Source organism: Mycobacterium sp. ZZG (assembly GCF_054786995.1).
The window spans coordinates 167,090-177,727 of the sequence record NZ_JBTBFV010000001.1; the positions used below are offsets into that span (position 1 = coordinate 167,090).

The 10,638-nt window shown below is 68.4% G+C and carries 11 protein-coding genes; 2 read left to right on the forward strand and 9 right to left on the reverse strand.

Features of this window, described 5'->3' with window-relative positions; translation table 11 throughout:
* Positions 1-634 precede the first annotated feature (634 nt).
* Positions 635-1,417: an alpha/beta hydrolase gene (locus tag ACXMYJ_RS00845; RefSeq protein WP_260752687.1), complete on the reverse strand. Its 783-nt coding sequence runs from the start codon at positions 1,415-1,417 to the stop codon at positions 635-637.
* A 41-nt stretch (positions 1,418-1,458) separates the two neighbouring features.
* Between ACXMYJ_RS00845 and ACXMYJ_RS00850 the strand changes: the two genes are divergently transcribed.
* Complete coding sequence (locus ACXMYJ_RS00850) at positions 1,459-2,247, forward strand: SDR family NAD(P)-dependent oxidoreductase (protein WP_460353280.1); 789 nt, start codon at positions 1,459-1,461, stop codon at positions 2,245-2,247.
* A 12-nt stretch (positions 2,248-2,259) separates the two neighbouring features.
* Here ACXMYJ_RS00850 and ACXMYJ_RS00855 read toward each other — a convergent pair whose 3' ends face one another.
* From ACXMYJ_RS00855 to ACXMYJ_RS00870, 4 genes are all read right to left on the reverse strand, one after another.
* Positions 2,260-3,681 (reverse strand): hypothetical protein, encoded by a 1,422-nt coding sequence (locus ACXMYJ_RS00855; RefSeq protein ID WP_460353282.1) that lies wholly within the window; start codon positions 3,679-3,681, stop codon positions 2,260-2,262.
* A gap of 133 nt (positions 3,682-3,814) precedes the next feature.
* Positions 3,815-4,534, reverse strand: a complete 720-nt coding sequence (locus ACXMYJ_RS00860) for a nitroreductase family protein (RefSeq protein WP_260752684.1) — start codon at positions 4,532-4,534, stop codon at positions 3,815-3,817.
* A gap of 2 nt (positions 4,535-4,536) precedes the next feature.
* Entirely contained in the window at positions 4,537-5,043 is a 507-nt protein-coding gene (locus ACXMYJ_RS00865) for a DUF2505 domain-containing protein (RefSeq protein WP_260752683.1), read from the reverse strand.
* 4 nt (positions 5,044-5,047) lie between these two features.
* A complete protein-coding gene (locus ACXMYJ_RS00870) occupies positions 5,048-5,695 on the reverse strand; it encodes a flavodoxin family protein (RefSeq protein WP_460353519.1) in 648 nt (215 codons plus the stop codon).
* A gap of 104 nt (positions 5,696-5,799) precedes the next feature.
* Here ACXMYJ_RS00870 and ACXMYJ_RS00875 point away from each other — a divergent pair, with 104 nt between their 5' ends.
* On the forward strand, positions 5,800-6,639 hold the full coding sequence (locus ACXMYJ_RS00875) for a class I SAM-dependent methyltransferase (RefSeq protein WP_460353286.1): 840 nt from the start codon (positions 5,800-5,802) through the stop codon (positions 6,637-6,639).
* 4 nt (positions 6,640-6,643) lie between these two features.
* On the opposite strand, the gene ACXMYJ_RS00880 is transcribed toward ACXMYJ_RS00875, so the two are convergent.
* Genes ACXMYJ_RS00880 through ACXMYJ_RS00895 form a run of 4 tightly spaced genes read right to left on the reverse strand, consistent with a single transcriptional unit; the run spans position 6,644 to position 10,625 of the window.
* Complete coding sequence (locus tag ACXMYJ_RS00880; protein ID WP_260752681.1) at positions 6,644-7,894, reverse strand: phthiocerol/phthiodiolone dimycocerosyl transferase; 1,251 nt, start codon at positions 7,892-7,894, stop codon at positions 6,644-6,646.
* A 54-nt stretch (positions 7,895-7,948) separates the two neighbouring features.
* On the reverse strand, positions 7,949-8,803 hold the full coding sequence (locus ACXMYJ_RS00885) for an ABC transporter permease (RefSeq protein WP_313901389.1): 855 nt from the start codon (positions 8,801-8,803) through the stop codon (positions 7,949-7,951).
* On the reverse strand, positions 8,800-9,624 hold the full coding sequence (locus tag ACXMYJ_RS00890; RefSeq protein ID WP_260752679.1) for an ABC transporter permease: 825 nt from the start codon (positions 9,622-9,624) through the stop codon (positions 8,800-8,802). Before ACXMYJ_RS00890 ends, ACXMYJ_RS00885 begins: the two co-directional genes overlap by 4 nt.
* Complete coding sequence (locus ACXMYJ_RS00895) at positions 9,621-10,625, reverse strand: ATP-binding cassette domain-containing protein (protein ID WP_460353289.1); 1,005 nt, start codon at positions 10,623-10,625, stop codon at positions 9,621-9,623. The genes ACXMYJ_RS00890 and ACXMYJ_RS00895 overlap by 4 nt, the downstream gene beginning before the upstream one ends.
* Between the last annotated feature and the right edge of the window lie 13 nt (positions 10,626-10,638).

Sequence of the window (10,638 nt, forward strand, 5' to 3'; positions counted from 1 at the left end):
TGGTAGACGGATCAGCAAACCCTCCTCCAGCGCTGCCGCGGTTGCGCGGCCGGCAGCCAGATTCGCGGCGTTTGTGCCGGCGGCGAGGCGGCCTGGCGGCACCATGTTCTTCATGCGGAAACGCCCCCTGGACCGACGTCGCAGAGGCCGTATTGCAGGGCTGCGGGCAGGCTTGCTGAACACCGCGACGCGCTTCTCCGGCCGGCTCGCGGAGCGTGGACCGGCGTGTCGCGCCGCGGTCGGAGCCGGTGCGCCGCGCGTCTGGGGGCCGCACCGGCTCTGCCGCCCCGCCCGCTCGGGACGCCCGCAAATAGGTTGTCCGGCAACATTTTTGATCACACATCGGAGGGTGGCGGGGGTTCGCGCCCCGGAATGGCCGCTTCCCCACAGCGCGGCGACCGCCAGGAGCATGCTCTACGGAGTGTCCGGCGGCGGGCCCCACCGATATGCCGCAGCCCGCGCGGCCACCCCGTCGAGGGTCCCCGGCGCCGGACGTCGGGACGGTCGATGCACGCTGCGCGCCGTGGCCGGACGCCGCGGCCCACAGCGGGCGAGGGTCCGCCGGGCCGTTTGCTGACGCCGGCGTCATTATGGGTGTGGCAATCGCGGGGCAGGCGGGCGGCAAAGCCGGTGTCTACAGTCCGCGGTCGCGCAGCCAGGTGTCGATGCGGCCGGCGACATCCCTCCACCCGGCCTCGAGCATCATGTTGTGCCCCATCGCCGGGAAGAAGTGCGCGTCGGTACCGTACGCCGCGGCGGTCGCCCGCACTTCGTCCCGGGTCACCGCGCCGTCCTCGGCGGCGCCGAGAACGAGCACCGGGGCGTGCACCCGGTCCGGACGTGGCCGCTTCACCAGACCGTCGAGCCCCATCCGGGCGCTCTCCTCCTGCAGGCGTCCCGCGTAGTGGCACACGACGGATTCCGGCGTGTTCGGGGAGAAGAACCGCTCTCTGGCCAGCGCGGGTGTGCTGACATAGGGCAGTGATCTTCCGGTCACCGTCAGCTTGGCGAAATGCCACGGGTGACTTTTGATCCACCGCAGCCCGGACCGCAGCGAACCTGTCGGGGGCATGGACGCCATCAACACCGCGGCCGGCGCGTCGCGGCTCTCCAGGTATTTCTGGACCAGCACCCCGCCCATCGAATGTCCGACGATGACCGGACGCGTCGGCAACGTGTCCGCGGCGGCGGTGATGTCGGCGATGAAATCCTCGAAGGTCAGATCCTTGAGCTTCTTGTCGGTGCCGCTGCCGCCGTGCCCGCGCAGGCTCACCGCGAGCGCCCGGTAGCCCCGTCCGGCGAAGAAGTCCAGGAAGTGCTCGTCCCAGCACCACGCCGCGTGCCAGGCCCCGTGGACGAACAGCAGTGGGACCGGGTGAGATTCGCTGACCGATCCCTTGTCGATTACCTCCAGCATCGCGCTCAGCGTATACGGCGGCCTGGGTACTATCGCCGCCCATGAGCCTTGCCCAGCCCAGTCCAGGCACCACCGTCGTGATCACCGGCGCTTCGTCGGGAATCGGCGAACACATCGCCCGTGGGTTGGCCCGGCGGGGCCACCACCTCACGCTGATCGCGCGACGACGTGACCGGCTCGACGCGCTGGCCGACGAATTGCGAAGTGTCCGTTCGATTTCGGTGGAGGTGTTACCGCTGGATCTGAACGCCGAATCCGGCCGCGCCGAGGCGGTGGAGCGGCTGCGCGCCGGGTCGGTGGCGGGGCTGGTGAACAGCGCGGGGTTCGGCACCAACGGGCTGCTCCAGCACCTCCCCCCGGAGCGGGAACGCGACCAGGTGATCGTCAACGTCCTCGCGCTGACCGAGCTCACCCACGCCGCGCTGCCCGAGATGATCCGGCGCGGTAGTGGAGCGGTACTCAACATCGGCTCGATCGCCGGTTTTCAACCGCTCCCCGGCGCCGCGGTGTACTCGGCGACCAAGGCCTACGTGCAGACGTTCTCCGAGGCCGTGCACGAAGGTCTGCACGGCACCGGCGTGTCCTGCTCCGCGCTGTGCCCCGGACCGGTCCCGACCGAATGGTGGGAGATCGCCGGCGAACGACCGCCGGGCGGCAAGGTTGCGGTCTCGGTCGAGGACGTCGCCGAAGCCGGTATCGCGGCGATGCGCGAGGGCAAGCGCCTCGTCGTGCCCGGGCTGATGCCGAAACTGACCGGACTCGGCGGGCGTTTCACCCCGCGCGCACTGCTGCTGCCCGCGCTGCGGAAAGCCGCAGCGCGCCGCGGTTAGTCGTCCCCGCGGTTAATCCTCAGAACCCGAGTCGCCGGCGTCCTTGGTGTCCTTGGTGTCGGTGTCTTCGGGGGCGTCCTTCTCGGCCTCCACCTTGTCCTTGATGGACTGCACCGACGCTGAGTCGTCCCCCTCGTCGAGGCGGTGCTTGCCGGCGCCTTCGTCGGAGTCGTCGGCGCCCTCGGCCTCGTCGACCGGTTCTTCGGCCGGCTCCTCCGCGGGCTCCTCGGCCGGTTCCTCGCCGGCACCCTCCGCGGGCTCCTCGCCGGCGTCCCCGGCAGCCGAATCCTCGGCGCCTGCGGCCTGGAACTTCTTCAGCAGGCTGGTGACGGCCGCGGACTCGGGATCGGTCTGCTGCTCGTCCGGCTCCGGAGTGGCCCCCTGCGGCTGCAGCGCGGGATCGGCGCCGGAGCCCGACTCGTCGGAGTCACCGTCCGACTGGGCCGCATCGCCTGTCACGTCTTCCGGAAGCGGCGGATGCGGCTCGTAATTCTCGCCCAGCCACGGGTTGTCGTACAGGTTGTCCAGATCGCAGCTCTTGCAGAACAGCGGCGCCAGCGCCTTGGCCACCACGGCCAGCAGCCCGTTGCGCGGATTGAAGATGCTGCTGTTCTGGACGAACGGGTTGAAAGCGTCGAACAGGGACTTGGCGAGCTTGAGGGGCACCCGGATGAAATCGGACAGCGGCACGCTGGCCACCGGCTTCGGCGGGGTGGTCAGCCACTCCCAGGAGTTCTTGAACGGACCCCACGGTTCCAGCTTCACGGTGGTGCCGGCCCACGGCACGATCGAGCCGTCGAACGGGTTGGTCGAGCCCTGCTCACCCGCTTCGGGGAACGTGTAACCCTCGTACAGCTGCGACACCGGGACCTTGAACATGCCGGCGAGCAGCATGCTCATGTCGGGGCATGCCCCGGGCGTGCCGGCGCAGCCGGAGTTCATCGGCAGGTTGGCCTGCGCCCACACGCTCATCTGCTCACCGAGCACCGACGAGAACGGCTGGAACGGCATCAGCACGTCGATGAACGCCTTGAGCTTCGGCGGATCCCACTCGTCGAAGCCGAACACGTTGGTGGGCCCCCACACCTGCCAGCTGCCGGTGCCGATCATCGCGTCGGCCAGCCGGTCCATCGCCTGGATCTCCCATGCCGGGATGCTCAACACCGCGTTGAACAGATTGCCCGGGATGTAGAGCAGCGAGGAGTCGCCGAACACCGCACTGTTGGTCACCGCGACATCCGAGGCCCCCGTGTCGGTGCACAGCGCCGACGTGGGCTCGCTGTCGCAGATGTTGCTCGCCGCCGCGGTCAGAGCGACGTACCGATCGGTCGCGCGTTCGGCGATCACCTGCGGTGCGATCGGAGTGACGGAAATGACGCTGGCCCCCACCAGCGCCACGCCCGCCGTGATGTACGGCTTAACGGCAGCAGGCATGACGCCCCCTTCGAAGTCTGTGAAAATGCTGTCCCCCAACGGCAAGGAACGTAACCGACCAGCAACCGCATTGTCTAGCAAAGTGCAAACACCGCGTGTCGAACCGCAAATCGTGACGGCTACGTCAATACGTTCAGTGCGTTTTCGTCCGATTCGGCCCGAACCAGGCCCGATTGCCGTAGCGGTCCAGATGGACAACTTCGTCGACGGGTCTACGCGTGGTAGGACCGTATCGGCCCCGGGGCCAACCCAGCGGGACCACGGCGCACGGCGTTACTTCCGTAGGCAATTTCAGTACCCGGCGCGCCGACGTCAGACTCCACAGCGGCAACGTGATCAGCGACGCGCCCAGCCCCATCGACCGCGCTGCCAGCAACAAATTCTGCACGCTGGGGTAGATCGAGCCGAAGAACGCCGACGCCGCCGCATGCGGCATCGGCACATACGGCACCTTGCCGTCGCGGGCGGACAGCCGCAGGCACGCGATGACCAGCACCGGAATCTCATGGAAGTGCTCGAGCTGCCATTCGATGGCCCGCACGCTCTTGGCCATCTCCTCGTCATAGGATGCGATGTCGCGGATCGAGGTGCGGTGGAACACCCGCCACGCCAGCCGGTAGCGGCGCTGCAGCTTGCGCTTGATCTTGGGATCCTTGACCACGACGAATTCCCAATTCTGCCCGTTGGCGCCGGTGGGCGCCCGCAGCGCCAGCTCCAGGCACTTCAGCACGATCTCGTCGTCGACCGGATCCGGCAGCACCCGGCGGATCGCCCGCTGGGTCATCATCGCCTCGACCAACGGCATGTCCAGCCGGGCCAGCGCCTCGGCCGTGGTCGGAATCGGTTCCGGCACGCTCAGGCCCTCCCGTGGATCCACTCGGCGGTGAACAGCTGCATCTGCGGCACCTCCCTGCCGATCAGGTCGGCGACGTAGCGTTCGATGCGTCCGCCGACCACCGGGATCCGGACCTCGAGGGTGCCGCTGACCCGCAGGCTCGATCCCGCCGCGACCGGCGCGAGCACCATCGTGCCCGAGCCCGAACTGGGCACCCCGCGTGCGGTGATGGTGAAGTCGCCCTGCGCGCGCCCGTCGACGGCCGGCCGCCACGTCTCGGTCCGCATGATCTTGGTGTCACCGGGCAGCATCCGCGCGATCGCGCCGGGCAGCATGTCCTGGCGCAGATCCTGGGTGGTGCGCACCACCACGGTGCCGCCGGCATCGGCGTCCAGCGCATCCAGGTGCATCGAGTCGCCGCCGTAGGCGGCCAGCCGGGCCAGCCAGTAGTCGCGTTCGGCGAACGCCGCCAGCACGTCGGCGACCCCGGCGGCAGCCTCGGTCGTCACGTCGAAGGAACGGGGCACGGCCTCAGTTCCCCCGCGCTTGCTTGCCGAACGCCTTGTCGGCGACACGGGCCGCGAAGCGCCGCGACTCCTCCAGATGCTCGTCGTTGATGTTGGTGGGGGGCAGCTTCACACCCAGGTAGCGGTCCTTGTACTCCCCCGACCCCAGATAACTCGTCAGCGACAGCATCGACGGCAGTTCCCCGCCCGGGTAGGTGAAGTGGATGCCGTCGACGTAGCGGCCGCCCTTGCTCTCGGCGAGCTTTCGCACCCCTGCGAGGTTCTTGCGCCACTTGCGCCGGCACACCACGAAGACCGCGAACCGCTTGCCGTCCAGCAGATTCCGCGCCTCGTGTGACTTCAGGAACGATCGCAGCGGCATCGACACGGTGTCCCACCAGGTCGGCGAACCGATGCAGATCAGGTCGTAGTCGTTGCGCCGCACCGCGTCGGGGGTGCGGATGTCGCCGGTGCGCTGCAGCGTCTGCGCAGGCAGCATGCCGATGAACTCCGGCCACACCCGGTGCATCGGGAACCGGGAGAATCGCTGCGCGTAGCGCGGGTCGGTGAATTCGATCGGCGCCTCGGTCACCTCGTATCCCCGGTCGCGGAACACGTCGGCGGCGGCGTCGAGAACCTTCTTGGACTGTCCCGTGTAGCTGTAGTAGAGCATCAGCACCCGCGGCGGACCCGATTGAGTCACGGTCGGCCCATCCTCTCGTCATCATCGTCGACCCGACGTGCCACGCCGGGCCCTTTGCGAATAGCCTCACACACGTGAGCAACAAAGTTCCGGTCGACCTCACTGGCCCGGCGAAGACCATGCTGTCGACCCTGTACCTGAAGGCCCTCGACGCCGACTTCGACCGTCCCATCCTGGGCGACCGGTTCGCCAAGGCCGCGATCGACAAGCTCGACTTCGATTGGCGTGAACTGGAGATCACCCCGAAGTGGGCTCCGCTGTTCACGGTCCGCACCGCGCTTTACGACCGATGGGTCCGCGAGTTCATCACCGCCCACCCCGAGTGCACCGTCGTGCACCTCGGCTGCGGCCTGGACTGCCGCGTGTTCCGCGTCGACCCCGGACCCGACGTCCGTTGGTACGACGTGGATTTCCCCGAGGTGATCGCGCTGCGCGAGCAGATCTATCCCAGCCGGCCCAACTACCAGCTCATCGCGACCCCGGCGACCGAGCCGAACTGGCTCGACGAGATCCCGGCCGACCGGCCCACGCTGCTGATCGCCGAGGGCATCAGCATGTACCTGACCGAGGACGAGGGCATCGCGCTGCTGCGCCGCTTCGTCGACCGCTTCGGCGTCGGCGAACTGCAGATCGACTTCTTCAACTGGCTGGCCATCAAATCGCAGAAGACGCAGTCGCTGGTGCGCACCTCCGGCTCGGTGCTGTACTGGGCGGTCAACGACCCGCAGGACATCCTCGGCAAGCTGCCCGACATCCGGTTGCTCGCCGCCACAACGTTTTTCGACGCCGAGACCTACGCCAAGACGGGTAAGGGGCTGCAGGCGGCCAAGCGTGCGGTGCGGGCGCTGCCGCCGCTGCGCAACGCACTGCAGTACCACCGCTACGCGTACGGGGACCCCACCCGGCAGGCCTGACCGGTCAGCCGGCACCGGAGCGCTTGGCCACGACGCCCCGAAGCTGCGTCTCGATCGCCGCGACGGACTTCTCACGGTCGGGGCCGTGCGAGTGGTATTCGATCATCAACTGCCCGTTGAAGATCTTGCTGGTGTAGATCTCGATGCCCGCGCCCACGGCGAAGTAGAACTCGCCGTGGCTGGCGGCCACCTCCATGTCCGGCGGGGTGCGCAGCGGGGGCACGATGCCGTTGTCGGTGAACATGACGACGTCGGGCAGGCCGGGCGGGTTGCCCACGTATTGCGGGCTGAAGTGCAGAAAGCTCTGCTGGATCACGCCTTCGGCGATGTCCTTCTTGTACGTGTCGTTGATGTCGCGGGCCAGCTCGGCGATGTCGGTGCCCGCCTCGATCTCGGCCAGATAGGTCGCGATGCCCACCGGGTTGGTGCTCTCGGTGGCCGACACCGGCGGTGACAACAGGTAGCGCAGGTCCACCGGGTACACGTACGGCACCGGGATGTTCGGGGTGTTGCGCACATTCCACTCGGCCATCAGCACGGCCGCCGACAGCAGGCTGTTCAGGCCCAGTTTGTTGGCCCGGCAGAACGCGATGATCTTCTCGGTGTCCTGTTCGGAGAGCGTGCAGTACGCCATCGGGACCAGTTGCGGCAGAACCGGATTGACCTCCGACGGGGCGCGCCGCGACGGCGGCAGGTCGTAGACGAACATCGCGGCCAGCAGCCGTTCCAGGCCGGAGCGGGTGCGCTTCTCCACGCCGCGGTTGGCCAGGATCACCTCCAGCGGTTCCGGCGCCGGGTGCACCTGGATCGGTTTGGCGGTGCCGGTGGTGACGAGGTCGGTGTAGGTGGAGAACAGTTCCTCGACGAGGCTGAACTGGTGGTGGCCGTCGGCCAGGCTGTGGTGGATGTACAGCGTCGGCTGGGCGACGCCGTCGCGGACGGTCAGGCGCAGATGCACCAGCGACACGGTCTGGTCGAACAGCAGCGGCGGCGCGGGCGCGTCGCCGGACAGTTCGACCACTTCGATGCCGGGGTGCATCAGGTCGTCGAGCACGATCTCCCACTTGCCGTCGGGCAGCTGCTCCAGATGCCCGCCGAGCACCGGATGGGCCTGCAGCAGCAGATCGAACGCGTCCGACAGCGCGTCGGCGTCCATCGGGCCTTTCACGTGCGCCGCCAGGCCGATGAAGTTGTGCGTCTCGGCGAACATCTCCTCGCTGCGCGCGAGCTTGCGGATGCCCGATGAAGGAAACATCAGTGTCAGACTCCCGGGGTCAAGGTATCGGTCTCGGTGGGTCTCACGGGCCCGTCAGCCACGCTTGCTGGCCTTGCGGTATCCGATCGCCAGGGGCACCGCGCACACCGCGGCGATCCCGGCCGCCCACAACACCGAGAACAGCACGGGCTCGGCGATCGGGCCCTCCAGGGACAGGCCCCGCATGGCCTCGATCGTATAGCTGACCGGTTGATGCTCGACGATCGGTTGCAGCCATTCCGGGTACTGGTCCAGGGGCACGAACCCGATCGAGAAGAACATCAGCATCGCGATGACGATCTCGGTGGCCTGCGGCACTATCGTGTTCGACGAGAACAGTGCCAGCGTCAGCACCGCCGCCGACAACGCGACCCCGAACAGCGCGGGCATGAACACCCACAGGATCGCGGCGAGGACGCCCTGTTCGAACCGGAACCCGAGAGCCAGGCCGACGCACATCACCACCAGCGTGATCACCACGATGCGGACGAAGTCGGCGGCCAGCCGCGACAGCAGGCCCGCGGCCCGGTGCACGGGGACGACCCAGAAGCGCGACAGCAACCCGACTTCCCGCTCGCGCATGATGCCGACCGCGCCGATGATCGCCCCCGTCATTCCGCCGACCAGGGCGACCAGCGGCACCTGGCCGTAGAGGCCGCTGTGCCCGGTGACCTCTTCGAGCACGTCGCCCAGCACGATGTCCAGGGCCACCAGGAACGCCGCGGGCATCACGAAGGACTGCACGAGCGTGGCCGGGTCGCGGCTCCAGCGGCGCAGGATGCGCCAGGTCAGCACACCTACCTGCGGCAGCAGCCGCTTCGGCGAGTTCTCCCAGATCTTCTCCCGGCGGTGCCTGCCACCGGGACGGTACGGGGCGGTCACCAGGGGCTCCGAGGATTCCAGCGTCATTCCGACCGCCGTTTCCTGGTCACCCACAGGTGCAGGGTGAGCGCCACGACGATGCAGCCGACCGCCCACGCGACCGCCGGGAACAGCACCGACCAGTTCGCCTCCGGCGCGGCACCGGAGCTGTCACCGGCCAGGGCCTGCAGCGCGTAGACCCACTGCGACAGCGGCTGATTGCGGACGAAGCCCTGGATCCAGTCCGGGAACCGTTCGACCGGCTGCAGACCCACCGACGCCAGCCCGAGCGTCAGCTGCGGGATCAGCATCATGGGCGCGGTCGCCTCCGGATTCTGGGTCGCGATGCCGATCAGGTCGCCGATCAGCGCAAGCGCGGCGCCGATCAGCAGCACCAGCGCGACGAAGCCGACGAGGCCCGGCACGCCGTTGTCGAACCGGAAGCCGATCACATGGCCGCACGCCACCGAGACCACCAGCGCCACACAGCAGCGGTACATGCTGGCGGTCATCCGGGAGGCCAGCGGGGTGATCGCCGGGATCGGCATCGCCCGGAAGCGGCGGTTGATGCCCTGGACCGAGTCGGTCGCCGAGCGGAACGCCGCCGAGATCGCGGCGAACCAGATCGCCTGCAGCACGATCAGCGGCGTCAGGTACTGCGCGTAGCTGCTCAGCGGCTGCACCGCGCCCATCATCTGTTTGAGCGGCAGGTAGTAGCCGATGGTGAACACGATCGAGCCGACGATCTGGGTGGCCAGCTCCCCGTTGCGCAGCGTCGGAGTGATCATCCGGACGGTGAGCACCCACCATTGCTGAACCGCGGAGACCGGCGGCCGGGCAGCCGTCGGGATGGCGGACTGGTCGATCACGCGGACGCGTCCGCGGCCACGAGGTCGTCGGACTGGCCGTCCCGGCCGCGGGTGCTGTCCCCGGTCAGCGCCAGGAACACCTCGTCGAGGGACGGCCGGCGCAGCGCGATGTCCATCAGCTCGATGTGGTGTTCGCTGAGCAGGTGCAGCGCCTGCATCAGCGTGTTGGGTCCGTCCGGCGCCGGCATCGAGATCCGGTCCGAGGAGTCGCTGATCGCGGCGCGGTTCGCGGCGGGCAGCAACGGACCGAGGATGCGGGCGACCTCGGGAATGTCGCCGAGCTGGCGGGGCACGATCTCGCAGTAGGTGCCCCCGGTGCGCTCCTTGAGCTGGTCGGCGGTGCCCTCGGCGATCGCGGTGCCCTTGTCGATGACGATGATGCGGTCGCTGAGGAGGTCGGCCTCCTCGAGGTACTGCGTGGTCAGCAGCGTGGCGATCCCGGCCTCTTTGAAGTCGGTGACCAGTTCCCAGATCGCCTGCCGGCTGCGGGGGTCCAGGCCGGTGGTCGGCTCGTCGAGGAACACCACCTCCGGGCGCACCACCAGCCCGCAGGCGATGTCGATGCGGCGCTTCATGCCGCCCGAGTAGTTGCCGACGGGCCGGTCACCGGCTTGCACCAGGTCGAACTGCTCCAGCAGTTCCTGGGCCCGCTGCTTGGCCACCTTCTTGGTCAGACCCTGCAGCCGCCCGAACATCAGCAGGTTCTCGCGACCTGTCAGCAAATCGTCCAGCGCGGCGTGCTGGCCGGTCAGCATCAACGCCCGCCGCACGCCGGAGGGGTCGCTGACGACGTCGTGGCCGGCGATGAGCGCGCGTCCGCTGTCCGGCTTGATCAACGTGGACAGAATATTCACGGTGGTGGTCTTGCCGGCCCCGTTGGGGCCGAGCAGACCGAGCACCTCGCCCCGCTCGACCTCGAAGCTGACGTCGCGCAGCGCCTGGACGGAGCCGAAGGACTTCTTGATGCCGGCGACGACCACCGCCTTGTCGGACCTGGTCATGCGCTCTCCTGAA

Coding starts and splice junctions, on each gene's coding strand:
- ACXMYJ_RS00845 (WP_260752687.1), bottom strand. CDS start 1,417: ATGCTGGAGGTAATCGACAAGGGATCGGTCAGCGAATCTCACCCGGTC.
- ACXMYJ_RS00850 (WP_460353280.1), top strand. CDS start 1,459: ATGAGCCTTGCCCAGCCCAGTCCAGGCACCACCGTCGTGATCACCGGC.
- ACXMYJ_RS00855 (WP_460353282.1), bottom strand. CDS start 3,681: ATGCCTGCTGCCGTTAAGCCGTACATCACGGCGGGCGTGGCGCTGGTG.
- ACXMYJ_RS00870 (WP_460353519.1), bottom strand. CDS start 5,695: ATGCTCTACTACAGCTACACGGGACAGTCCAAGAAGGTTCTCGACGCC.
- ACXMYJ_RS00880 (WP_260752681.1), bottom strand. CDS start 7,894: ATGTTTCCTTCATCGGGCATCCGCAAGCTCGCGCGCAGCGAGGAGATG.
- ACXMYJ_RS00885 (WP_313901389.1), bottom strand. CDS start 8,803: ATGACGCTGGAATCCTCGGAGCCCCTGGTGACCGCCCCGTACCGTCCC.
- ACXMYJ_RS00895 (WP_460353289.1), bottom strand. CDS start 10,625: ATGACCAGGTCCGACAAGGCGGTGGTCGTCGCCGGCATCAAGAAGTCC.